This window comes from Leptospira fluminis (assembly GCF_004771275.1).
In the GTDB taxonomy this organism is placed as follows: domain Bacteria; phylum Spirochaetota; class Leptospiria; order Leptospirales; family Leptospiraceae; genus Leptospira_B; species Leptospira_B fluminis.
Genome location: NZ_RQEV01000003.1, coordinates 436,791 through 460,422, shown reverse-complemented (window position 1 = coordinate 460,422; position 23,632 = coordinate 436,791). Strand labels below are relative to the sequence as shown.

Here is a 23,632-nt window from a genome sequence, read left to right as displayed (position 1 = left end):
AGTTTTTCGAAGAAGGACACGCATTATAAGAATCGGTAGGTTTAAAAAAACAATGACGCAAAAAATCGGAGGAAAATGATGGGCGCGGCTCCGCGTATGGAAGAAATCGAAAAGCAACCCGGAACCCGCGGTTTTTGGAGCGAGGTCGGAAAGATTTTGCTCCTTCAGGTTTTGGTTTTGTTGGTTGCGAACCTTCTCTACCAACAGATTGCCAAGATTCAAATCGAATTAACTCTTTCCGCTAAACCGCCTGCTTACGAAAAAAACAAGGCTTCCAAAACGCCTTTTCCCGGTAGTCAACCGGAAGACAGAAAGATCGCTTGGAACGAACCCGCTTCCGCGGAGAAGGCTCTCAAGGATTATACCGAATTCGTGGTCACGAAAAGACCCTGGCTTCTTGTCGTTGACAGGTTCGTTTGGGCCTTCTGCTTTCTATTACCCGCGTACTTCATTCTCGCCAGACTCGCCAAGGCGGACCGAGCGGACTTCGGGGATCAGTTCGACGGAGGTTCCTTCGGGATAGGAGTATCCGTCGGAGTCGCCACCTTCTGCTTTGTAAATGTCGCGGGAGGGCTGATCTTCTTTTTTATAGGAAAGCCTCAATCCAATCCGCTGGAAGTTGCGTTGACCCAAAATCTGCAAGGAAATTGGGCCTTGTTAACCTGGGCTTTGCTCGGTGTAAGTTTCGGAGCGGGGTTTGTGGAGGAGACTTTTTTTCGCGGTTTCTTACTCAAACAATTTGCGGGAAGAGGAATGGAGCGGCTCGGTTTAGTACTGACTTCCGTGCTTTTCGGATTGGTGCATTATAACCCGAAGGGCTCTTGGGTAGGTCCGTTACTTTTGATTTTCGTGGGCCTTTATTTCGGATTATCCTATTTAAAAACCGAAAATATTTGGGTTCCCATTACCGCTCACATCACCTACAACAGTTCCATGTTGATAGCCGCATTTTTTTTGGGAGACCGAGTGGTAGGATGAACTGCGGAACAAGCCGGATTTTCTCTTTTCTTTTTGCGATCCTACTCTTTTGGGGAGGCGAATCCCTCATCGCCGGAGAAGCTTTTGAACTGGAGGGTGACCCTACCGACAACGATCTCAAAATCATTGCGGCTTTGAATAAACTGACCTACGATCGTATCATTTCCAATAAAAACACGAAAGGCTTCGCATATCGTTACACCTCGCGTTGGTACTCTCCGATCTCGGTGGATGTTTACGTATTAGGTTTTTCGAAGCGTGAAAAACTAAGTTTGATTCGTGTGGAATCGCCTAAACGAGGGGCCGAAAAGGCCTTTCGGGATTTTCTATATGAGGAATTGACCCGGAGACAGGTTGTCAACGGGCAAACATCTCCGGAATCCTCGCAAGGGCCCGCAGTCGGTGCCGTCTCGGAAAAAAGATATATGATTTCCGGAGGATTGGCTTTATTGGAACCCGCTGCCTCGGTGTACTACAATTCGAAGGCTTCTCCGGTATATACTTCCTCGGACACGTTAAGAGGAATGTTCGGATATATTATGGCCGATTTGTTGTTGGCCGGAATCGGTTATTACTATGCCTCCACTACGATCCATTCCCATTCCGCGATGGACACCTTACTTGGCAAACCTACTCCTTCTGGGAACGTTTTGCAATCTCCGGGAGCGGGAGTGTTCTTAGGATTGTTGATCGTTCCCCGATTGTATCGCCTTGTCGGGGCCTGGCAGGATACGTATTCGCACAATCGAATCCTGGAGCTTAACGTCTCCAAAAGTTTTTAAAGTCGAAGTTCGAGGTTCTAAGCAATGACGGAATCGAATGCTAGATTCGAACGAATCGAACGACTACGCTCCTTTTTAAAAATCGGGGGACGAAGATCCCTGTATCTGTACTGCCTCTTGACGGGGATCGTCTCGGGCCTGGGAGCGTTTGCATTTTCCCGCGCCTTGGCATGGGGCGAATTCCTAATGTTGTATACCTTCGCAGGTATGAATAATACGCACCCGAACGGAGAATATTACGTAGATTTAAATCCTGATCCGAACCTAAGAGTCGGCCGTTGGGTTTTGCTTTTTTTACCGGTAGTAGGCGGGCTGGTTACCGGCTGGATCGTAACCCGTTTTTCCAAAGATTCCGCCGGAACGGGAACGGATTCCATGATCGATTCCTTTCATAATAAGGAAGGAAAAATGGAAGCCAGAGTTCCTTTCGTAAAATCGATCTCGACTATTTTCACTCTTTCTTCCGGAGGAAGCGGCGGAAAAGAGGGACCCATCTCCCAAATCGGGGCCGGTTTCGGCTCCCTGGTCGCGACGATTACCGGCGCCGGAGCCAGGGCGAGGAGAACCTTGCTTTTAGCGGGAACTGCAGGAGGTCTCGGTGCAATTTTTCATGCGCCTCTGGGGGGAGCTTTGACCGCAGTAGAGATGATTTATCGGGAGGATATAGAAAGCGATTCCTTGATTCCCTGCATTATCTCCTCGGTAACCGCGTACCTAACCTATTCAGGTCTCAACGGTTTCGGTTCCGTTTATCGGGTGCCTGAGATCGGGTTCGAGGAATATCCGGAACTGTTTTTTTACGCGGTCCTCGGAATCCTCTGTTTTTTGAACGGATCCTTGTTCATTCATATTTTCCGAAAAATCCAGGATTGGGCCGTCGGTTGGAAAATTCCCGACTGGCTGAAGCCCGCGATAGGAGGAATTCCCGTTGGGTTGATCGGATTTTTTCTTCCAGAAGTGATCGGAACGGGAGCGGGAGTTTTACAGGACGCGCTGGACGGAAAGCAGATTTTCGAGGCTTATATTCCGAACGTCTTAGATACATTAGGGATTGATAAAATACCTGACGCTATCGGATTGCAGGAAGACGGAATATTGTCCACGACGAATCTTCAAAAGGAGTTCGCCGTAAAGAGAAATCTCTTGTTGGTGCTATTCTTTTTCGGATTCGCTTTTCTGAAGATTCTTACGACTTCCTTTACGATCGGAACGGGGGGCTCGGCAGGTATGTTCGGACCGGCGCTTTTTATCGGCGGAATGTTAGGAGGTGCCGTCGGAACTGTGACGAAAATGGCCCTATCCACTTCCGTCTCCGTTTCCTCTTTTATTCTCGTCGGAATGGGGGCGTTTTACGCGGGAATAGCCAGTGCGCCGATCGCCGGGATGGTAATGATCTGCGAAATTATCGGGAGTTATTCCCTACTGCCTCCTTTAATGGTCGTTTCGATCATTTCCTTCGTCATGTCCCACAAATTGACCTTGTACAGGAACCAGAAAGAGAATCGCTTCCAGTCACCCGCTCATTATTGGGACATGAATAGGGACGTACTGGAAGGAATCACCGTAGAACAGATATCCTCTCTTCTTAGGAATATCGCGGTAGTTCGTTCTTCCGTTTTGTTATCCGAATTGGAGAAGGAATCCATGAAGATCCAAGCGAGCGATTACGTCGTTTTGAACGAGAAGGAAAAATACCTAGGAATCCTTTCCTTAAGAAAAATCAGGCATTCTCCCGAAAGTCGGGAATTCGCGACGAATCTAATCACGGTCGGGGACGTGGCGGATTCCGCGGTGCCTGCCGCTTCCCTGGACCAAAGTCTTGCAAGTGTCTTAAAGCTGCTTTTAGAATTCGATTTGGATAAGATTGCCGTTACTACAACGGAAGGGAAAGAGTTTCTGGGATACCTTCGGTATGCGGAACTTATGAAAGTATATTTTGAAGCCACTGTTCCTCAAAAAAATCGCTCCATCGGATAATTGTTTTCTTCTTGGCCAATTTTGGGTTAGAATGTACATATTGTAGCGTTCATTCTTTTACAAAAAACTCTGTTTATCTGATTTTTTCTTTATAAATCGATTATTTTTGATAAAAATCGACACCACCCTGTTTTTTCAATTGTACTGGACATTTTCGCCCTGAGCATTAAGATACGGAATAATTTTTAAAAAATAACTGATGTGTAATAAAGAAATTAGAAACATCTATCTATTGTAGATAGATTGGAAGCTGATTGATCAGGAAGGGAACATGCGAAACATTCCAATGAAAAGAAAGATTCCCTATCTTTCGGGGGCATCTTTTACGATATTGTATTGCCTTGTCGGAGGAGGGCTTTCCGAAATCCGAGCCGGGAGCTACGGGGATATTTACGGAGCTCACCCCGCCGCTACGGGGATGGCCGGAGCGGTAACCGCAACGGTAAACAATTCGTCCGCGGTATTTTACAACGTTGCGGGTTTAGGACGCTTGAACGAAGCGGACCTCTTTGTCGGGAAGATGGACCAAGCGGACAAAGAAAAGGAAGCTACTGCCGCCACAGACGCCAATAAGGACGGAAAAACTCCTCCGGAAGGTCCGATTCTTTCCACGGAACCTGCAAAAGACGATCCCAGTTTAACGGGCCCTTGGTACAAACGAGGCTGGTACAATCTTAAGGACGGATTGTTCGTTTATAGGCCGCTTCTTCGTCCTGCGCGAAATTTTCATGAAGTCGCTTTGATCATGAATTACGCGAATCCTACGATCCGTACGAACGCCCCTACGGATAATGATATCAAAAAACCCCACGATAGTTTCGTCGGATTGGGATTCTCGATGAACTTGAACGAGATTTTCGATATAGGTCGTACTATTCGTTTCGGTTTAAACGCGATTCTTCCTGCCGGCGGAAACTTGATGGTGGTGAACGATCAAAACCCGACAGTGCCGAGATACCTTCAATCCGGAACGAGCAACGAAAGACCTACGATTATGGGCGGGGTCGGGGTGGAATTGTGGAAGGATCGCCTTTTTGCGGGAGTGGGCTTTACGGCTTTAGCAGGAGGATCCGGAGCGATTCTTTTAAAGGATGTTCCGATTTCTCCCGATCCTGTCCAAGCGAATTCGCAAGTGGTTTTGACTCTCAAACCCTTGATCAATCCAACCTACGGACTTCAATTCACGTACGGAAAATTCAGCTTAGGAGCATCTTATAAAAGGGAAACCTATCTGTCTGCGGATCCCATTCCTGCGAGAGCCCAGACTACCCTATTAGGAATTCAATTGGATTTCGATCTGGCTCTTTTCGATCAATACAACCCGAGGGTTTGGTCCTACGGGGTCGGTTTCCGTCCATTCAAAAGAGTGCTCTTGAATTTGGATGTGAATCGGGAGCTATGGAGTCTTTTGCATGATTCGAGGATCAAGGCTAAATATTCGGATCCGCTGAATTTTCATGATACCACGGACGTTCGATTCGGTACGGAAGTAGTGGTAACACCCACGTTAAAGGCAAGAGGCGGTATCGGACGCCGTCCTACTCCGGTGCCGCATTACGCGGGCACGAATAACTGGATGGATAACGATAGGATGATCTACTCTTTGGGACTTTCTTACGCATTAAGCGGTCGCAATTTCAAGTTTTTGAAAGATAGGTTAAAGAATCCTGTCATCTTCGATGTAGGATTGATGTACCAAAAATTAAGATGGGTGGAAGTGGACAAATACATTCCCACGACTCAAAATCCCAATTACCATTACGGTGGAGGAATCGTGTCCCTGAACTTCTCCGTGAGTTTCTTCTTTTAATACCGAAAGGTACTTTCCTGGTCTTCAGATAACGTACGTTATCGAATCTTTACTTCGGGATATCCGATTATCCCGATTTCTTTTTCTTGACCGACCGATCGTTACATCGAAAGTCGAAAGAGGAAAAGACAAATGGAAAAGAATATCATAGAATTAATCACTCCTGCATTTTTTGTTTTAACGTTTGCGGAGCTTTTTTGGGTTCTTGCAGCTAAAAAGCCGTTCTATAGATATAAAGATTCAGTGAACAACCTTTCGGCCGGCGTGTATATGCAGGTCTTTACGGTATTTATTACGGTCGGATTGGTCGGGATCTATGCTTGGGTTTATGAAAAGTGCCGGCTTCTTACGCTATCCGATTCGTCTTGGCTAGCTTGGATCGTCTGCTATGCATTGGCGGATTTCTTTTATTATTGGTATCATAGGTTTGCCCACGAAATTAACGTCTTCTGGGCTTCGCACGTGGCTCATCACCAAAGCGAAGATTATAATTTCACCGTCGCCTTGAGACAAGGAGTCCTGCAGAATACGTTCTCTCTCCCGTTTTATCTTCCTTTGGCCGTGCTCGGTTTTTCCCCTTTTATGTTCGTCATGGTCATCCAGATTAATTTCGCATACCAGTTCTGGATTCACACTCGTCTCATACCTAAGCTAGGTTGGTTCGAATGGTTATGGAACACTCCTTCTCATCACAGAGTCCACCATGGTAGAGATCCGAAATACATAGATAAAAATTATGCCGGCACGTTCATCATTTGGGACAGACTCTTCGGCACATTTCGGGAGGAGGAAGAGGAACCGATTTTCGGAATCGTAAAGCCCATGACTACGTGGAATCCGGTGCGAGCACAGTTCGATTATTTTAGGGAGTTATTTGAATTGTCTTGGAAAACGAAATCTTGGAGAGACTCCCTTACCGTTTGGTTTCGAGCTCCCGGCTGGAAACCGAGGGATCTAGGGGAGAGCGTGATTCCTCCTGAAATCGATCGAAAAACTTATAGAAAGTTCGATACCGAGATCCCGGTTACTTTGACCGTCTACACGATTCTCCAATTCCTGTTCGCTATGGGCGCTTCCATGATCTATATCGAATTTAAGAAGGAACTTCCTCTCGTCGAAATGATCGTTTTAGGTTTTTACGTACTTTGGACGCTCCGGAATATCGGAACGATTTTCGAACTGAAAACGTCCGGAATCGTTCTGGAACTGGTTCGTCTGGCATCCATAGCCGCATTGACTTACGTGTATCCTTTCGACTTTACAAGTGTGGAAAAATTGAAAGCGGTGCTTGCTCCGGAGATCATCGCCTCTCTTCCGAATCTAATGAAAGCGACTGCGATCATATCCTTTTTGGTTTTGGGTGCGTTTCTCCTTTCCCAAAAAAGGTTTTTCAGCGTCAAAGGATATTCCGCAAAGGCGGCATAGAGGGTCCAAGGTCCCTTTTTGATCCGGTTGAAAATAAATTGACGAAGAGGGAAATTCGGGCTTATCTATTGAGCCTATGTCTTTTCGGCCTTTTCTCAGGTGCTTTTCGACCTTCTGCATCCTCTTAGGGTTTTTCTCTTCTCCCGGATCCGTAATTTCACAGGAGTCCGAGGATGAGACCCCTACCGCAATTACGGAAGGGTCCGATTCTTCTAAAGCGATTTCTTATCTAGGAACACCCCGGGTTCATTCGGTTTTGTTATACTCGGATTTCGCATATACGACTCGAGTCGCGGAATTCAAGCTTCCCGTAGGTTCTTCTGAAATTAGCCTGGGCGAAGTTCCGTATAATATTCTAGATAAAAGCGTTTCCGTTTCCTTTTCAGATGCGGGGAAAAAATTTAAAATTCGGGGCATTCGGGTTCTGGAAAAAGTGACTCGGAAATTTAAATCGAAAGAGACGGAAGAATTATCCAAGAGAAAGGAGTCGTTGCTTCTTTCTCTTTCGACGAAATCGAGAGAAGTTCAGGAGCTTCTAGATTGGGAGACGAGTTTTAAATCCATCAGGCCGGTGTTGAGGGAAGAGGAAGGCGTCGTCGAAAAAGTGGATCCGGAATCGTTATCGGGATTTCGAAAGACGTTTTCGGATCTATCGGAAGAGAATACTAAATTACGCTTATCTAAATTAGAGGAATTGGATCGGATTCGCGAGGAGTTTTATATCGTTAACGCCAAGTTGGATCATTTGGCCCAAGGTGATGTTCTCCGACGAAAGGAAATTCGCTTGGAGGCCGAGGTAGAAACGGGTGGAACTTATAAACTCGAATACAAATATCTGATTCGAGGCGCCATTTGGTATCCCCGCTATACTCTGGATTTGAAACCGAACGGAAACGAAGCGGAGCTAGGATGGTACGCTCTCGTTCGGAACGAAACCGGGGAGGATTGGAACGGGGTACGGTTGGAATTCTCCACTGCAAATCCGAACCAGGATTTGGATCTTCCCGATTATCGGGAATTGAGGATCACTTCCCGTGTGATTGTCGCGGAAGAAAAAGAATATTCCGGCGCTGAAGATAGGGATATAGATTATAGCCGAGCTAAGAAATCCGCCTCCGGACCTCCTGCTGCAGCACCGGTCATGGCAAAAGAGGCTAGAAAAAAAGTATATCGCCCTGCGACTAGCCAGGCTAAAGCGGATGATTTCAAATCGGAAGATTCGTATACTCAAAACGAGAATCCGTTGGAAAAATCCCGTATGATTATCGAAGGGAATTTCAAGGGGCAATCCAATTCCCTACAAGTAGAGGAAAATATGGGCCAACTCAGAGGAGACTTGGCCAACCAAAAGACTTTTTTCGACCAGGGTTCGTACGAGGATTCCATTCGATACGGAAAGGAAGCACTTAGGCGTTTTTCCGGCTTACGGGAAAGCTCCCGTAAGGAATTGAAGGAGATAGAATCCCAGGTTCAGATTTTATTAAACCGGTCTTCCCAATTGAATTCGGATAGGAAATACGCTTACAGCCTGATTGCTCCGGGTTTATCCTCCGAAGGATTCGATTTTCGTTATATATCCCAATCGAAGGAGATCGTTCCCTCTGACAAGACTCTGAATCGGGTCTTTTTGCGCAAAAGGACGGTTCCCGTCGTTCCTACTTACGAATCCTCTCCTTTGACCGGAGAGGAGGCTTATTTGACCGTAGTATCCACGAATCAGGAAAGGGAGCCGTTGCTTTCCGGTCCGCTGGAAATTTATTCCGGCGAGAATTTACTCGGCACTACTTCCGTATCGACCTTGAAACCGGGGGAAAAAATCAGAATGGAGTTGGGTCCGGATCGGGACGTAAAAATCATCCGCCGGGAAGAAAAATTCGAGGATAAGTCCGGGCTCATTTCCAGGAAAAAAACGATCCGTCATCGGATCGGAATTTCGATCAAAAATAATAAGAAACGGAAAATTCTGTTCCGACTGATAGATAGAATACCGTACACGGTGGACGACAGTGTGGAAATCCGCTGGAATTTAGGTCCCGAAAAACCGGAAAAAACGGAGGACGGCATCTTAACGTACGAAGCGGAGATTCCGGCAGGTTCTTCCAAGAAAATCGAATTCGAATACACGATTTCTTACCCCGCAAACAACGTTTTAAGAGACTCTTCCGGAACCGGATCTTATTAAGAGAGGATAAGGGAAATGAAATCGAACTATATTAGAAATTTGTTTTTATTCGTATCCTTTTCGCTTTTCTGCGAAGGTATTTTCGCCGTGGGCGGCGATTTCCCGATCCGGGAGATAACGGTGCACCAAGGCACTGCACAAGTTTTACGAACCGGCAAAATCCAACTATCTCCTGGAGCGAACCGGATCGTCGTCCCGAATTTACCCGTTTCTTTGCTTGAGGAGAGCCTCATGGCCGGTACCGATTCGGAACAGTCGGAAGTGACGGGCACTAGAACTTGGAAAGAAGAAGGTACCGCAGCGTCTAATCCGGAAGTTGCCCAGCTCCAAAGAAGAATACAAACCCTCCAGAAGGATCTGGAAGCGGTCGTCTCCAAAGAGAACGATCTAAAATCCGAGAAAGATCTTCTCTCCGAATTCCGTAAAAAAGTCTCGGAAACCGTCGGCCGCAATCTCATGTACGGAAGAGTGGAGTCGGACGGTAAAAACTGGGGAACCTATCTGAGGAAAAATAGAGAGGAGTCTTTTTCCCTATTTTCCCATTGGGAAAAGGTGGAGAAAAATAAGAAAAATCTTCAGAACGAGTTGGAAGAAGAGAAAGGAAAACTTTCCCTGCTCCTTTCCCAAGCGGAAAAAAGCAAAAGGATTACCTGGGTCCAGATCGTAAATACTTCGGGAGAAGTCAAAACCGCGGAACTTCGTCTAAGTTACTTGGTTCCGAATGCTACTTGGAAACCGACGTATATTCTTACTTCCAATGATTCCGCGGAGAAGGTCCAGTTCGAATCTTTGGCCGAGGTCCGTCAGGAAACGGGAGAAGACTGGCAAGGAGTAAGATTGACTTTGTCCACTACTCGACCGGACCAATCGCAAAGACGCAATCGCTTGCATCCGCAAAGGATTTACGACCAAGAAGTCGCGGTAAGAAAAGAAGTTCTAAACACCCAAACTCAATCCGTAGGTGCGGCACAGATGGAACCTTCACAAACCGCTTCTCAAAACGCTCCGGAATCCCAGGCCACATCCGAGAGAGGGGGAGGTTTTCTATTCCGTTTGCCTAAACTAGTCAATCTTCCTTCCCAGAAAGAATCCAGAAAACTCGAAATGAGTTCTTTTACGATTACGGCAAAGATCCGCACGATCGCTTCTCCTCGATACAAACCGTTTCCATTACAGGAGGCTAGTTTTCTGAATGCCGGAGAGTTTCCGATTTTACCGGGAGAAGTCTCCCTGTTTCGCAATTCCGGGTTGATCGGAACGACTCGGGTTCCTTATACCAGTCCGGGAGAATCGGTTTCCGTTTCCCTAGGCACGGAAGGAAGTCTGAGGCTTTCCTACAGAAAAGAATCCAACCAAACTCGAGAAGGTTTGATCACCTCCCAAAAGGTGTTGGAAAAGCGCGTCTATCTGACTTTGGAAAATTTCGGTAAGGACGCGAAATCCGTTTTAGTCCGGGACCAAATTCCGATTTCCGAATTGGCCAGCGTCAATGTGGAGATCGTCAAGGAAAGAACTACGGATGGGGCAAAGGAATTTCGTCCGAACTCGGGAATCTACGAATGGCTTCTGGAAATTCCGCCGGCGAGCAAGAGGGAAATAAAATTGGAATACCGCGTCACTTTTCCGAGTGATCAGGACCTGAACCTTCCGTGAAATCTTTTCCGATCTGGACCTCTTGGCTGATTCCGACAACCTGAGGAATTCCCGACATGTCCCAGAGTTCGAGAACTGCGGAAGCGGCGCTTCCGTTCCGTGCCTCGAAAGAGAATTTTCCCCGACCGGTACTTTGGTTCGGACAGACGGTCTCTAATTTACTTACCTTTTCGGGGTTTTCGGGTCTTAGTTTTCCTAATTGGGCCGGTTTGAGGGAATCGCTAGCGGTGGATTTCAGGTTCATTGTAATACAACGATCCTTTAAACCCGGATGGTCGAATTCGAAAGCAACCGTGTATGCGTTTTTGTTTTCGTCCACTTTGGTTCTTTCCCAGTTTAGGATTCGGATCGGAGAAGAAGTTCGTGTCGATCCGGAAGCGTAGGTTGCGGGCATATTTGAAATCGTTTCTTTATGGAGAAGTTTCTCCACGGCCGACTGGAAATCGCCGTCACCGTCCACGTTGAAATAGGAACCTTTGCCTACCTTTGCTAAGGATTGCATCGCGGCTCTTTCCTCGGGTTTCAATCCGAGTCCGATGATGTTCATTCGGAAATCGATTCCTTTTGATTGAAGTATTTTTAGCTCTTTTTCGGGATCACCGTAACAACTTTCGATTCCGTCCGTAACTAGGATCAATTCCACCGGTCTTTTTTTTCCGGCAAGATAGGTTCCCGCAACTCTGATGGATTCCGCTAATGGAGTGGCGCCGGAAGGCGTCAATCCGTAGAGTTTATTACGAAATTTTGATTTATCATCCTCGAAAGGCTGGTAGAGTCTTGATGATTGGCACCCCGGAAGTCGGTTTCCGTAAGCGATTAAGCCTACTGCTGCGCGCTCGGAGAGACTATCCACATAATGTTTTACGTGTTTTTTAGCCAGATGAATCTTTTGGTAAATTCCTAGATATTCGTTCATCGAACCGCTTGCGTCCAGAACGAAAAGTTTGGCGCTCTCTTCGGAATCCGTCGTTCCGGGAAAAAGATCCGAAGCGAGCATGGGCGCCGTAAGGGCGTATGAATACGCGACGAAAAGGAAAATCCCCGTCCAAGAAAACCGATAGGAATGTCGCAGTGGAAAGATCTGGATTTTTCGCATCATCGCGAGCGCTCGTATTTCTTATCGGAAAACATGGAAAAAGCATAAGGGGAATGCTAAGATCCTAAAAAAAGGTCCGGACTTCGCAGGACATAATAATGTGCGTTTTAACCTGCCCGTCTATTCCAGAAGACGAATTGGGGATAAGAAGCGCTTTCTCCGAAGCGGACCCGAATCATAGAAAGAGAGCCGTATTCCAGCGAAGCGCGGAAAGCGTTTTCCAAAGGGAATCCAAGGACGAAGGATGCGATGCATCGAATGACTCCACCGTGACTGACCCACGCTTCCCGGTACTCTTCGTTTTCTCCTTCTTCCTTTCTAATTTTCTCCCATGTATGCCCTTCTTTTAAAGTTTCTTCCCAGGCCTCGGAAACTCGGTCTCGCAAGTCGGAGTATGTTTCTCCGTCGGGTGGGGAACGATGAACGTAATTTTCCATCCAATGATCCGTCTCTTGGCGGGGAATTTCCTCCCAAAGCTTTCCCTCCCAAGCTCCGAAATTCAATTCACGAATTCGTGGATCCACTTTCCAGGCGGGAGGTTTTCCGATCGCCTCCCATCGCTTGCTTAGGAACTCCGCTAGGCTATAGCATCGAAATAGCGGACTCGTTCGTATCGAATTCACTCGTCCCGGAAGGATCTTTGCGAGTTCGCCGGCTTCCTTTTCAAAGGTGGACGGAAGACCCAAATCGGTCCAGCCGTAACAAGTCCCGGGCTCCACTTCGGGAGTCGTATGACGGATTAATAATATTTCCATGCGACTATCGCTCCTAACAGGGAAAGTATCTCCGTGACTTGTTGAACCGCTCCTAGGCAATCTCCCGTATACCCTCCCAGACGTTTGTTATAAAAATTCCGTAGAATAACGAAACCTAATGATTGAAAACCGAGCGGAATAAAAGTCATGAGGGAATACCGAAGCGGATCGGAACTTTGAACGAAAGGGAGCAAAAGGCAAGGTCCTAATCCCCAGATCGCGGAAATGAAAACGTCGGATACTTTCATCGATTTGACGATCGATTTCACTTTCGAAAGTTCGTCTTCTCTCGCATAAGGCAAGGATACAGCCATCGCGTTCGCAAAAAATCTGCTGGATGCATGGGAACTCCAAACGGCGATCATAAAGAAAAAGAAAGGAAGATCCGTCAGAAAAAAATAACAGACCGACTTTAAGAGTAAAAGAAGAACAATGCCGATCGCGCCGAAGGCTCCGATCCTGCTGTCTTTCATTATCTCCAGGATTTTTTCCTTGTTCCATCCTCCGCCGAAACCGTCGCAAACATCCGTAAATCCGTCTTCGTGAAAAGCTCCCGTAGCAAAAACGGAAGCACAAATCGAAAGAACGGCGGCAATCATCGCGGGAAGAATTTGCCGGCTTCCTAAAAATACGAATATCGTTATACAGGCGATGATCCAACCTACGAGAGGAAAGTATCTTACGGAAGAAGCGAGCAGTTCTTCGGAATGTTCCACCCAATCCGGCACGGCGATTCGAGTATTAAAGCGCACCGAAGATAAAAATAGGATCAGCTCTCGACGAAGGAAACGAATCATAGAAGTCTTTCACCGAGACTAGGATTAACGCGAAAGTATGCACGAAAAATTCGGATTTTTTTCTTCGTACTTTAAGGACTTAGATTTTTCGCAATTACTCCGTCTATATCGGGAGTGCCGTTTCCCGCCGGAATCGGAAGGGAAGGCAAGGCTGTGATCGCCGGAACTAGCTTGATATAAAGAAACCCGTTCGTCTGAAGATCGGTTTTTAAGCTTCCCGTACAACCGGATCCAGTGGTTCCGAAATTCGTGTCCGCCAAATCGAATCCGTCTCCACCCCCGCCTCCGTGAACCACATCCGAATTATATACGGCAGATACCGTCATCGGATTCGATTCCTGATTGTAGACGAAAGGAGTGATTCCGGCAAATCTCGTCCAAACGGAAGGATCGTTGGAAAAGACGCTCGGATTCGAATTCGCGTACATTGGATTCCAGCCGCACCAATTCGCTAGGTCGTTGCCTACCTCGACTACGATCGGCTCCAAATACACGGAATGAAATGAATTCGTATTATTTTGGACTCCGATAAAGAAAGGATTTTCATAGACCATAAAGTCGATTCCTGCTCCGGGCAGTACCTTTTTTCCGGACCAGCCTAGAATCAAAAGGGCGCCGATTCCGGAAGGATCCAAAGTATAAACGTCCAAAGAACCGTCGAAAAGATCGAGTCCTCGAACGCCATTAGCCGAACAGTAGGAATCCTTGAAACCGATCCCGCTATTTGCGGGAGCGGAAACGATCTGATCGGCTACGTAGATATTGCCGGACTCCTGAGGTAAAAAATTTCGACAATTACTCGTAGTTCCGGATCCGCTGCCCTGTAGTAGCTGCGTTAATACTGCAACGGAAGCCTCGTTGCCCGATCCGCCTTTGCTTTGGCAGGAAATTGTAAGCCCTATCACTAAAACGGCGGCGGTAAGAAAATATGGGATTTTATTTTTTGCCATTTTATTCCTCTTTTTTCATGCGGGAAACGCGAGCTTTGCCAACTATCTCGGTTGCAGTCTGCTCCAGACCGTTGGGGAAAATCCGCTGTTTAGGCCGCAACCCGCATTAATATTGCTAGGATCCGAATAGTAATCCAGATTGTCCGCTTTGGCCGCGGCCAGAGTCGTTTGGTTGCTTACACCGGAAAGGTCGGGACACATATACAGATATCCTCCGTTGTAGGTCCATCGATACCAGGCATAGTCTCCTGCGGAATACGTGGAGTCCGATCTGAATTTTACGTAGACTACTTGGCGATTCAAATCGACTTCCTGAACTTCTCCGTAAAGATAGCTCGCACCGTATCCAGTATCGTAATCGTATCTCGTAATTAATGAATTTGTAATGGTATATTCTCCTACCGCCACGTTTCCCGCAGCAGTATATGTTCCTCCGGAGTAATTCGGAGTTCCGTTATAATAAACGTAATTTCCCAAAGTCGGATTGATCGATAACAGAGCCAAAAGCCCGGTTGTTTGATCGCTATTATCGTTCTTTTTATTTTCGAAGCAGCCTAGATTCATTGCGAATAGGATGCTGAATGCCGAGACCCGTACTATATTCTTTGTCCGTCCCATCTTGGTTTCCTTTTTTTCCATATTTGGCGGCGGCACGAATCGCAAATTGCGCAAAGGCGATCTTTACCGTTAAACGGGTAAAGACGATTTTATCCTAGATAGTCGACGGTTTTGTTTACGCCGCATTACCATTCAGGGTGCCCCGACTACGACTTTCTGGGCCCCTTCGCGGTGCACGGGCGTGCTTCGGCGAGAAATGCAATACATCCCGACCTCGAGGATCGCATTGCGGGGAAGATCTGGCTCGTTCCGGCCTCGGAAAGGACGGACATCACAGTTGCGGGTCAGCGCGGGATTAACACCCGACTTCCTCCCTGAAAGTATAGGACTAGAGAACGATTCTAGGGTTTCCGTTGCAAGAAAAAAACCCATGATATTCGGTATCGATGTCCGAAGATATTTATAGCGGTCTAGGGTCGTACGTGCCGTGCTCCAAACCGATTCGAGGTGATTCGTTATGAAGTTTTCCCGATCCGAATTCCTAAAAGCCGGAGCTTTAACGGCTGCGATGTTATTAGGAATAGGAAAGAACGTTATTCGCGCTCAATCCTCGCCCGCTCCTGGAAAGAAAGTTATCGTTTTGGGAGGCGGCCTCTCCGGATTATATTCCGCATATCTACTCGGAAAGACGGGAAGCAAGGTAACTCTGATCGAAGCGACGGATAGAGTCGGCGGAAGGGTTCGTTCCATAACGGACTCCTCGGGGCATGTGTTGGATCTAGGTGCGGAATGGATCTCCTCGGAGGACAAAACGGTCCGAAGCTTGGTGAGAGAATTGGGACTGAAATCTTTTTCGGCCGCTTTGCACCCGGATTTGTTTTTAGGAACCTATAAAAAATTCGGTTCCTGGGAAATATCCGGAAAGTCCCAGGAGATTCTGAACAAGTTGATAGGCTTGAATTCTAAAATGAATCCGAGCCAGCAAGAAGGATTGGATCGAATCAGCTTCTACAATTATCTTCTTTATCAGGGAGCGAGTGCGGACGATCTTTCTCTCCTCGGATATAAATTGTCCTTACATTACGGAGATTCGATCCGGGTGCTTTCCGCTCAGAAAGTCTTAACGGATTTGGCGCAATTTCCCCAACGCAATTCCAAAATAGAAGGCGGGATGGAGAACATAGCCAAAACCCTCGTTTTAAATGTGGAGAATACCGAGTTCGTATTTTCGGATCCGGTTCTTTCCGTCGACCAGAACGAGAGCGGAGTAACGATCAGTACGGCTTCCGGTAGAAAATTCCAGGGAGCCGTATGCGTTTGCACGCTTCCCGCAAACCAACTAGCGTCTCTGAAATGGAATCCGGATCTGGATAAGGAAAAACTGCTTTCAGCTCTCAGGATCAGATATTCGCAAATATATAAACTATTTTTGGTTTTGCGGGAGGCGCCGTGGGAATCCTCGCCTTTTGCAGTACATTCCGATTCTGCGGCCCAGTTTCTATACGACGCAGGTACTAAAGTCGATTCTCCGGATAAGATCCTCGGAACGATAGCTAACGGGGACAGGTATTCCGTTTTCGAATCCGCCTCCCAAGATCAGAGAGTGGATTATATCCGACTAACATTAGGACGTTTAGGGTTGAAAAAAGACCTTCAAATCCAGAGAATCTATTCCTCCGAAACAGGTAAGGAGTATGTGCCTTCCGGAGTCGCGACCTTTCCTCCCGGTAGTTACGGCTCGGAGATGAGTCTCAGAAAGCCGTTTGATCGGGTTTTCTTCGCCGGAGAGCATACCGGAGAAAGCACGGGTACGGTGGAGGCCGCCTTGGTATCTGCGATCAAAGCGGTCAACATGGTCTAAATCTTTAAACGAAGATCGAGAACTCGCGGGTTTCGCACGAAGACACTCGATCTAATTTAGGAAGGATATATGTCGGCAACCCCGTTCGTTATCGAAAGAGTTTATAGCGCTTCTCCGGATCACGTTTGGAAAGCCATTACGGATAAAAATCGAATGAAAGAATGGTATTTCGATCTTTCCGAATTTAAGCCGGAGGTGGGATTCGAATTCAGTTTCGAAGCCGGTCCGGAAGATAAAAAATACGTTCACCTATGTAAGATTAGCGAAGCGATTCCGGGTAAAAAATTGACGTACAGCTGGAAATACCAAGGTTATCCCGGCGATTCAAAAGTGATCTTCGAACTTTTTTCCGAGGGAAACGCAGGCACGAAGATCAGATTGACTCACGAGGGAATCGAGACGTTTCCGAACGACGACCCTGCGTTTGCTCGCGAGAATTTCCAAGCAGGGTGGACGGAATTGATCGGAACCCAGTTGAAGAATTTCTTGGAAAAAAAAGAGATATGAAATCCGGAATTCCCGAAGGAATTCCGGATCTTTCCGTCTTAATCCTCTATGACGCTCATCGCGTATTCGGAGATCGCGTCTCTTCTTTGCTCGGCGAAATCCTTGTGGAACCAAAGGTTCTGCACTTTGGAAGCCTCTTTTTTGCTCCCGATTACGATTTTGGTCATACATTCTTCGACGGCAAATTTCATGGCTTCCTTGCCGGTTTCTCCCAATCCCTTGTTCCGTTTTTTGCGTATGACTTGCCCACCGGACTTTTGGACTCTCTTGATTAGATCGTCGTAATCCTTATCGTCGATGCAGAAGACCGTTTCGGTCTTTTTCGAATCTCCCATGCGGATATCCACTTCGTACAGAGGCGCGCTTGAGATATGAATCAATCCGAGTTCGAATAATTCCGGCCAATATTCGTAAAAGAAGGAAAGCATCAAGGATCGGATGGCGTATCCGTCGAAGTCCGCATCGGTGATGATACTTACTTTTTCGTAATTGAGCTCGTCTATCGACTTCACTTTTTCGTTCAAGGGCAGTCCGACGATGGCTACGATATTCTTCAATTCCTCGTTGGCGATCGCTTTGGCCAGAGAAACGCCTTTGCAGTTCATCGGTTTCCCTCTCAACGGAAACAGACCGTGCAGCTTCGGGTTTCTTGCCGGTCGAAGTCCCGCGATTGCGGAATCTCCTTCCGCCACGAAGAGCACTCTGCCGGCGTCTCCCGCTTTTCCCGTAGGAGGCATCAATTTCGGAATGTTCATCTTACTCGCCTTCTTAAGACCTCTCTGTGCGTCTTCGAAGGCTTTCATTTGGGTCCGCTTTTCCATCTGGAGTTTTACCTCCTCCAGCAGCCCCGTTTTTTTTATGAATTTATCCAGGTGTTTATCCACAGCATTACGGATATCTTCATTTAGGTCGTTGATCAAATAGGACTTGTCCTGGGATTTGAATCTGGGATTCAGAAGACGCATATTTACATACATGTGAAAGCAATTCCGAACATCGTTTCTGGTACAGCTGGTCTTCAATTTCTTTTCGAGAGAAACGATCTGGCTTTTTTTGCGAATCTCGTCGCAGATCCTGTTCTCGAGATATTCGATGGCGGATCCGCCTTGGGGAGCAAAGATGGAGTTTACCCAGGTAAGATTTTTGTTTTGCCCGATCACTAGATACGCTTCCAGGTGAAGCTGGGTTCCGGTTGCCGGCGCCTGATAGTCCATTTTGTAATACGTAAGGGCGGAGTGGGAAAAGATCTCATCCAATCCTTTCTTGAATTTGTATTTTTCCTTTTTGCCCTTGTGTACGAATTGGACTTCCAAGCCCGGATTCGTCATAGCGATATCCTGAAGATATTGCTTCATCAGATCCACGTTGAAAGAGACGTCCAGGCTGTTGAAATATTTCGGATTTAGTTCGAACTCTACCGAGGTTCCGTGATCTTCCTTAGCGGCTTTTTCCACCGCTTCGATCATATTCGTTTTTTTGCATATCGGAACCAGTTTTTCAATCTGGTCTTTGGTCAAGACGGGACACTCGTCGAATTTCCCCTGTTCGTCGAAATACAAAAACGCCCGTTCCGTATCTTCTTTGGAGAGTTTGTAGGAACGGATCTGTTTTTTCGCGTCTTCGTGAAGGGTAAACAGTTTCTTGAAGGAGGCCCCGTCGTTTACGGTCTTTACCTTAAAATAGGAGGAAACCATGCGCACGAGAGAGATTCCCACCCCGTTTTGTCCGGCGACGTGGTCCTGTTTGACTTGATCGTCGAAGTTCTCGCCGTACATCAAATGGAGAAAGACACCTTCCGCGTTTTTAGCGGGAATACCTCTACCGTTGTCTAGGACATTGACCGTTTTTTTGTCGGACGAAAGTTGGATGATCAACTTGGACATCTTGTCCTTTTCCGGAATGGATTTGTCCTTCTGGTTTTTGCGGTATTCGTCCACTGCGTTCATGCAGGCTTCGTCCAGACATTTCAATTTCGCGGGGACGTCCTCCAACTCTTCATGGACGACTTCGTACTGACCGTCGCTTCCTTTACGAAAAAAATGCTGCTCGAATGTGGATGCCGAGTTTTGACCCAACCACATCCCGGTTCTCATACGTACGTGCTCTACGTTGGAAAGTTTTTTAAAGTTTCTTTCCTGACCTCCGTTCGGCTTTTTTTCGGTTTTGGTTTTGGCGTTACTCATTCCTTATCCCATTTATCCTTGAGTTCGGTCAATTCTCCGATCATGAATTCCGTCAGTTTCTTATCCTCTTTGACAAGACTTTGGTACCTGGAAAGTGCGGTTTTGGCTTCTACGATCGCTTCTTCGCATTTGCGGACCTCGTCTATCGTCATCCGGTAAACGGGGATAGAGGCCAACCATTCGAAATACGTAAATTTCGCTTTTTGAAGCCGATCTTCGAAATCCTTTTTGGATTTGATCCCGACGACTTTTTCGTTCCATTTTTCCTTGATGAATCTGATCAATTCGGAATTTCTTTCTATCTTTTCTTCTTCCAGACCTGCGAGGCGTTTGAACCTTCGAATCAAATGGGTTTTCCGAAAATCGCAGAACCGTTTGATGATTTCCTCAGGTCCGAAATTTTTGAGCCGACCGTCGTAGGTGATCACATTGTTTGCAAGGGTCTGCGTATCTTCTTTGGAAAAAACTTCCGCGATCTCTTTAGCGGTCGGTTTTTCCCCTTTTTTGTAAATCAGCTCGACCTTGAATTTTTGGCTGGAATAATCCACGTAGTCTTTGAGCCAGGAATCTTTCCTTTCCAGGATATCGTCCAGGAGATTGATCACTTTCTCACGGTTCCAGTTCATCGGAGAATCCGTAAGGAATAGAGTATCACCTTCCCAAGTGAAATTGAACGTAGTGGTCATCGTGGTATTACCGGCTTCGGTTTTAGCCATTTTCACTACGCCTTTGTAATCCTTGTACCAAGGCTTAAGGGGAAGAGGCTTTTTGGTTTTCAAATAATTGACTTGGGAATTGATTACGTCCGAAAGTTTGTGACCCGGAATAAAGCAACGGAATCCGGTCGCGATTCCCTGGATATTGTTCAGAAGAACGACGGGAACTTTTCCGACGAAATGGATGGGCTCATCCTCCGTTTCGTCGTAATTTTTAACATAGTCGATATCGGGTAGACTTTCGAAAAATCCCAGATCCTTTACGAAATCTGAAAGTTTGACTTCGGTGTACCTCGGGGAGGCGATGGCGCTCGGATCTAGGACGTCCCCGAAGGTCCCTTCTCCCGCGACCAAGGGATAATTATTCGCAAACGTAAAATCCTGCGCCATTTGGGAAAGGGCGTCCTGGATGGAACGATCCCCGTGAGGGTGGTATCCCATTGCGAGACCCGCCACTTTTACGGTTTTCGTAAAACGATTTCTCGCGTCGGAGTTCCACATCGCCCAAAGAATCCGTCTTTGGACCGGTTTCAACCCGTCTATTTCGTGCGGAATCGCCCTAGAATCGCAAACATAACGGGAATACTTTCTTTGGTCGTCGTTGACTTGGTCCTCGAAGGGAACTTTCGGAAAGTTATCTTTGCTGGATTTATTGGAATCTTTCATAGGACTTTTATGCCAAGGGATTTTAGGACGCTTTTGCTGTCAACCTTTTTGAAAGTAAGGAGATTTTAAAGTGCCCAAAAGCCGTCCGGAAAGGTGTTTTTTGGGCTTTCTTCCGTTCTCGCTCGGAAACGACAGGAGGGAAAGAAAATTTCCCGGTTTTTCCTTGAAGAAACACTGGAAAGCAGGACTTTTTCAGGAAATCCTCTTTTTCCGCAGGAATTCCTTTGAATCTTAGACTTTCTTTTACTAGCATTTCAGCCTATAGCATTCTCTTCATTTGCATCTCCGGACTTTCCCGCTGTTCCCTCCTGCCGGATTGGATGTCGGGGGAAAAGGCTCTGCTAGACGAATCTCACAAAACTCGGATTTACTGGAATCTATCTCAAGTTCCGAAAACTTCCGAGAACTACGAAAATAAACCGAGCAATTTGCGCTATATTGTGGTGAGCAGTGAGGCTCGCCAGGAAGGAGTTTGGAAAGGAGAAGTGGATCTTTGGGAAACGAAGTCCGAATTTTTGGATTCTCTTCCTAAAGGGATTTTTTTTCCGAAATTCACGTTTAAGGCGGGGCTTTTTACCGGTTCCTCTAAGCTAGCGGAAGGAGAAGTTACGAATCCGAAACGAATTTCCTTTCTTCCGAAAATGAACGAGGTCTGGGATTGGGAAGGAAACGCATTTCCGAACTCCGCAACGAGCATCTTGTCCAAGCGGATCCCGCTGGAAGATTGGTCTCTTACCTTCGAGTTGAGTCCTGAAGAAGCGTGGCTTTCCAAGGAATCCAGAAACCTAGGTTCAGGCACCGAGATCGTTTGGGAAAATTTGAGAACAAGGGGTTCCCTTTTAACTACGGACTTTGTCCACCCTTCCGGAAAAACCTTTCCCTACGCTGATTACGATTACAGACAAGTGGCATTTATCGCCTTGCCCAGAGTGCCCGATGCGTTGCCTATCTGGATTTTCAGGAGAGAAAAAGGGGAAATATGGGCCTGGGGAATGATCCCGGAAGAACTCCTTTCCTCACAAACCTTGGTCCGACAGAGAAGCATAAAGGGAAGCAAGTTCTCCAGTTTTCTTTTTTACGATGTTTCCTCCAATATTCCGTTTACCACTCGGGCCGATTTGAGGAATTATCCAATCATCATCCTCTCAGACCAGAACAATGCCAAATAATAGAGAAGTTCGTACCCGTTTTGCCCCGTCTCCTACGGGTTTTTTACATGTCGGAGGCGCAAGAACCGCGCTCTTCAATTATTTATACGCTAAAGCCCAAGGCGGAAAATTTCTGCTCAGAATAGAAGATACGGATCAGAGCAGATCGACGGAAGAGTCCTTTAAAACGATTTTGGAATCCCTAGAGTGGCTAGGAATCGAATGGGACGAGGGTCCGAGTGTAGGAGGTCCTTTCGGGCCCTATGTACAATCCGAGAGATTGTCCATCTACCGCGAATATACCGAAAAATTGATCTCCGAAGGCAAAGCGTATCGATGCTTCTGTACTCAAGAAGAGTTGGAAGCGAAGAAAAAGCAATCCGAAGCGATGGGAATTCCTTATGTGTACGACGGACTGCACGCGAATATGAGCGAAGCGGAAGTGCAGGAAAAATTGAAAGCAGGAGTTCCCTATTCCGTTCGATTCAAGACCCCTTCCAAGACTTTAATCTTCGACGACATCATCCAAGGAAAAGTGAAATTCGAAACGAAACTGATCGGCGATTTCATCATCGTTAAATCGGACGGCTTTCCGTCCTATAACTATGCAGTGGTCGTAGACGACGGTTTGATGAGGATTTCCCATGTAATCCGCGGAGTCGGACACCTTTCCAATACTCCTCGCCAAATATTGATCTATGAGGCTCTCGGTTTTCCCGTTCCGGAATTCGCTCACGCGTCAGAAATCGTGGGAATGGACGGAAAAAAGTTGTCCAAGAGAGCCGGCGCCACATCCATCCTCGCCTTCCGGGATTTAGGTTATTTGCCGGAAACCTTTGTGAATTATATGGCCTTGCTCGGTTGGACTTCCTCGGACGGACAGGAATATCTCAGAGGCGAAACACTGAAATCCATTTTCGACGTGCACAGGTGTTCCAAATCCCCGTCCACTTTCGACGTATTCAAAAAACCGAAAGGAGGAGAAGAGGAAGTCGCAACGAATTTCTCCAGTTTGGAACAGATTGCGGAAGCCATGAACCCGAAATCCAAATTGAACTGGTTGTCCAACAAGTATATCCGCGAACTCCCCATCGCCCAGATTACCGAAGCCTTGGTTCCTTTTTTGACGGATCGGACGGATATTCCAAAAGAACATAAGGACCCCAGGAACCCGGAACTTGCCTCCATCGTGGATAGCGTCAGGGTCTATCTGGACAATCTCAGACAGGCGCCGGATTATGTGGCGGAGTTCTTCGTTTCGGATATCAAAATCGCCGGAGAAGAGGCGGAGGAAGTCCTCAAGCAGGAAACTGCGGCGTCCGTGATTCGCGAATTCTATCGCTTATTATCGGAATCTTTGCCGCAAAACGATGAGGATTATAAGACGTTGATGACCCAGGCTGGAGAAGCCACCGGCCAGAAGGGCAAGACCTTATACATGCCTATCCGGGTGGCGACTACCGGCAAAGCACACGGACTGGAGCTCCCGATTCTTTTCCCTCTCTTAGGGAAGGAAAAGCTACTCAAACGAATAGAAAAAACGGTATTACAGTCAGGAATTTCCTTAAACTAGGGGTTTTTTGTTGCA

Annotated in this window: 18 protein-coding genes; 11 read left to right on the top strand and 7 right to left on the bottom strand. The window is 46.9% G+C overall.

Features of this window, described 5'->3' with window-relative positions; all coding sequences use genetic code 11:
- Positions 1-75 precede the first annotated feature (75 nt).
- The 7 genes from EHO61_RS04025 to EHO61_RS03995 all read left to right on the top strand — a co-directional run bounded on the left by EHO61_RS04025 (position 76) and on the right by EHO61_RS03995 (position 10,807).
- Positions 76-978, top strand: a complete 903-nt coding sequence (locus EHO61_RS04025; protein ID WP_246031997.1) for a CPBP family intramembrane glutamic endopeptidase — start codon at positions 76-78, stop codon at positions 976-978.
- The gene (locus tag EHO61_RS04020) at positions 975-1,760 is read left to right on the top strand and encodes a hypothetical protein (RefSeq protein WP_135812324.1); all 786 of its coding nucleotides are present in this window, start codon (positions 975-977) and stop codon (positions 1,758-1,760) included. Before EHO61_RS04025 ends, EHO61_RS04020 begins: the two co-directional genes overlap by 4 nt.
- Positions 1,761-1,784: 24 nt before the next feature.
- Positions 1,785-3,737: a chloride channel protein gene (locus EHO61_RS04015; RefSeq protein WP_135812323.1), complete on the top strand. Its 1,953-nt coding sequence runs from the start codon at positions 1,785-1,787 to the stop codon at positions 3,735-3,737.
- Between the two features lie 271 nt (positions 3,738-4,008).
- The gene (locus EHO61_RS04010) at positions 4,009-5,547 is read left to right on the top strand and encodes an OmpP1/FadL family transporter (protein ID WP_135812322.1); all 1,539 of its coding nucleotides are present in this window, start codon (positions 4,009-4,011) and stop codon (positions 5,545-5,547) included.
- A gap of 132 nt (positions 5,548-5,679) precedes the next feature.
- Positions 5,680-6,972, top strand: a complete 1,293-nt coding sequence (locus tag EHO61_RS04005; protein WP_135812321.1) for a sterol desaturase family protein — start codon at positions 5,680-5,682, stop codon at positions 6,970-6,972.
- Positions 6,973-7,048: 76 nt separating this feature from the next.
- Positions 7,049-9,154 carry a DUF4139 domain-containing protein gene (locus tag EHO61_RS04000; RefSeq protein WP_135812320.1) on the top strand — a complete coding sequence of 702 codons (2,106 nt, stop codon included), beginning with the start codon at positions 7,049-7,051 and terminating at the stop codon, positions 9,152-9,154.
- Between the two features lie 15 nt (positions 9,155-9,169).
- Entirely contained in the window at positions 9,170-10,807 is a 1,638-nt protein-coding gene (locus tag EHO61_RS03995; protein ID WP_135812319.1) for a mucoidy inhibitor MuiA family protein, read from the top strand.
- On the opposite strand, the gene EHO61_RS03990 is transcribed toward EHO61_RS03995, so the two are convergent.
- The 5 genes from EHO61_RS03990 to EHO61_RS03970 form a co-directional block, all read right to left on the bottom strand.
- Positions 10,770-11,906, bottom strand: a complete 1,137-nt coding sequence (locus EHO61_RS03990; RefSeq protein WP_246031996.1) for a vWA domain-containing protein — start codon at positions 11,904-11,906, stop codon at positions 10,770-10,772. The genes EHO61_RS03995 and EHO61_RS03990 overlap by 38 nt on opposite strands.
- A 104-nt stretch (positions 11,907-12,010) precedes the next feature.
- A complete protein-coding gene (gene cobC / locus EHO61_RS03985) occupies positions 12,011-12,658 on the bottom strand; it encodes an alpha-ribazole phosphatase family protein (RefSeq protein ID WP_135812318.1) in 648 nt (215 codons plus the stop codon).
- On the bottom strand, positions 12,643-13,455 hold the full coding sequence (locus EHO61_RS03980; protein WP_135812317.1) for an adenosylcobinamide-GDP ribazoletransferase: 813 nt from the start codon (positions 13,453-13,455) through the stop codon (positions 12,643-12,645). The genes cobC and EHO61_RS03980 overlap by 16 nt, the downstream gene beginning before the upstream one ends.
- Positions 13,456-13,526: 71 nt before the next feature.
- Positions 13,527-14,405, bottom strand: coding sequence for an LIC_13355 family lipoprotein (locus EHO61_RS03975; RefSeq protein ID WP_135812316.1), 879 nt, complete (start codon positions 14,403-14,405; stop codon positions 13,527-13,529).
- A gap of 42 nt (positions 14,406-14,447) precedes the next feature.
- Positions 14,448-15,023, bottom strand: coding sequence for an LIC13354 family exoprotein (locus tag EHO61_RS03970; protein ID WP_135812315.1), 576 nt, complete (start codon positions 15,021-15,023; stop codon positions 14,448-14,450).
- A gap of 457 nt (positions 15,024-15,480) precedes the next feature.
- Here EHO61_RS03970 and EHO61_RS03965 point away from each other — a divergent pair, with 457 nt between their 5' ends.
- The gene (locus tag EHO61_RS03965; protein WP_135812314.1) at positions 15,481-16,824 is read left to right on the top strand and encodes a flavin monoamine oxidase family protein; all 1,344 of its coding nucleotides are present in this window, start codon (positions 15,481-15,483) and stop codon (positions 16,822-16,824) included.
- Between the two features lie 69 nt (positions 16,825-16,893).
- Entirely contained in the window at positions 16,894-17,331 is a 438-nt protein-coding gene (locus EHO61_RS03960; protein ID WP_135812313.1) for an SRPBCC family protein, read from the top strand.
- 38 nt (positions 17,332-17,369) lie between these two features.
- Here EHO61_RS03960 and EHO61_RS03955 read toward each other — a convergent pair whose 3' ends face one another.
- Both EHO61_RS03955 and EHO61_RS03950 read right to left on the bottom strand, forming a co-directional pair.
- Entirely contained in the window at positions 17,370-19,514 is a 2,145-nt protein-coding gene (locus EHO61_RS03955; RefSeq protein WP_135812312.1) for a toprim domain-containing protein, read from the bottom strand.
- Complete coding sequence (locus tag EHO61_RS03950; RefSeq protein ID WP_135812311.1) at positions 19,511-20,896, bottom strand: DNA gyrase subunit A; 1,386 nt, start codon at positions 20,894-20,896, stop codon at positions 19,511-19,513. Before EHO61_RS03950 ends, EHO61_RS03955 begins: the two co-directional genes overlap by 4 nt.
- Positions 20,897-21,120: 224 nt before the next feature.
- Here EHO61_RS03950 and EHO61_RS03945 point away from each other — a divergent pair, with 224 nt between their 5' ends.
- Both EHO61_RS03945 and gltX read left to right on the top strand, forming a co-directional pair.
- Positions 21,121-22,065 (top strand): LIC_13346 family putative lipoprotein, encoded by a 945-nt coding sequence (locus EHO61_RS03945; protein WP_246031995.1) that lies wholly within the window; start codon positions 21,121-21,123, stop codon positions 22,063-22,065.
- Positions 22,055-23,617, top strand: coding sequence for a glutamate--tRNA ligase (gene gltX / locus EHO61_RS03940; protein WP_135812309.1), 1,563 nt, complete (start codon positions 22,055-22,057; stop codon positions 23,615-23,617). The genes EHO61_RS03945 and gltX overlap by 11 nt, the downstream gene beginning before the upstream one ends.
- The last annotated feature ends 15 nt before the right edge of the window (positions 23,618-23,632 follow it).

Excerpts from the sequence above, each read along its gene's own strand:
- EHO61_RS04025 (WP_246031997.1), top strand. The coding sequence starts at position 76 with ATGATGGGCGCGGCTCCGCGTATGGAAGAAATCGAAAAGCAACCCGGA.
- EHO61_RS04020 (WP_135812324.1), top strand. The coding sequence starts at position 975 with ATGAACTGCGGAACAAGCCGGATTTTCTCTTTTCTTTTTGCGATCCTA.
- EHO61_RS04015 (WP_135812323.1), top strand. The coding sequence starts at position 1,785 with ATGACGGAATCGAATGCTAGATTCGAACGAATCGAACGACTACGCTCC.
- EHO61_RS04010 (WP_135812322.1), top strand. The coding sequence starts at position 4,009 with ATGCGAAACATTCCAATGAAAAGAAAGATTCCCTATCTTTCGGGGGCA.
- EHO61_RS04005 (WP_135812321.1), top strand. The coding sequence starts at position 5,680 with ATGGAAAAGAATATCATAGAATTAATCACTCCTGCATTTTTTGTTTTA.
- EHO61_RS04000 (WP_135812320.1), top strand. The coding sequence starts at position 7,049 with ATGTCTTTTCGGCCTTTTCTCAGGTGCTTTTCGACCTTCTGCATCCTC.
- EHO61_RS03995 (WP_135812319.1), top strand. The coding sequence starts at position 9,170 with ATGAAATCGAACTATATTAGAAATTTGTTTTTATTCGTATCCTTTTCG.
- EHO61_RS03990 (WP_246031996.1), bottom strand. The coding sequence starts at position 11,906 with ATGATGCGAAAAATCCAGATCTTTCCACTGCGACATTCCTATCGGTTT.
- cobC (WP_135812318.1), bottom strand. The coding sequence starts at position 12,658 with ATGGAAATATTATTAATCCGTCATACGACTCCCGAAGTGGAGCCCGGG.
- EHO61_RS03980 (WP_135812317.1), bottom strand. The coding sequence starts at position 13,455 with ATGATTCGTTTCCTTCGTCGAGAGCTGATCCTATTTTTATCTTCGGTG.
- EHO61_RS03975 (WP_135812316.1), bottom strand. The coding sequence starts at position 14,405 with ATGGCAAAAAATAAAATCCCATATTTTCTTACCGCCGCCGTTTTAGTG.
- EHO61_RS03970 (WP_135812315.1), bottom strand. The coding sequence starts at position 15,023 with ATGGGACGGACAAAGAATATAGTACGGGTCTCGGCATTCAGCATCCTA.
- EHO61_RS03965 (WP_135812314.1), top strand. The coding sequence starts at position 15,481 with ATGAAGTTTTCCCGATCCGAATTCCTAAAAGCCGGAGCTTTAACGGCT.
- EHO61_RS03960 (WP_135812313.1), top strand. The coding sequence starts at position 16,894 with ATGTCGGCAACCCCGTTCGTTATCGAAAGAGTTTATAGCGCTTCTCCG.
- EHO61_RS03955 (WP_135812312.1), bottom strand. The coding sequence starts at position 19,514 with ATGAGTAACGCCAAAACCAAAACCGAAAAAAAGCCGAACGGAGGTCAG.
- EHO61_RS03950 (WP_135812311.1), bottom strand. The coding sequence starts at position 20,896 with ATGAAAGATTCCAATAAATCCAGCAAAGATAACTTTCCGAAAGTTCCC.
- gltX (WP_135812309.1), top strand. The coding sequence starts at position 22,055 with ATGCCAAATAATAGAGAAGTTCGTACCCGTTTTGCCCCGTCTCCTACG.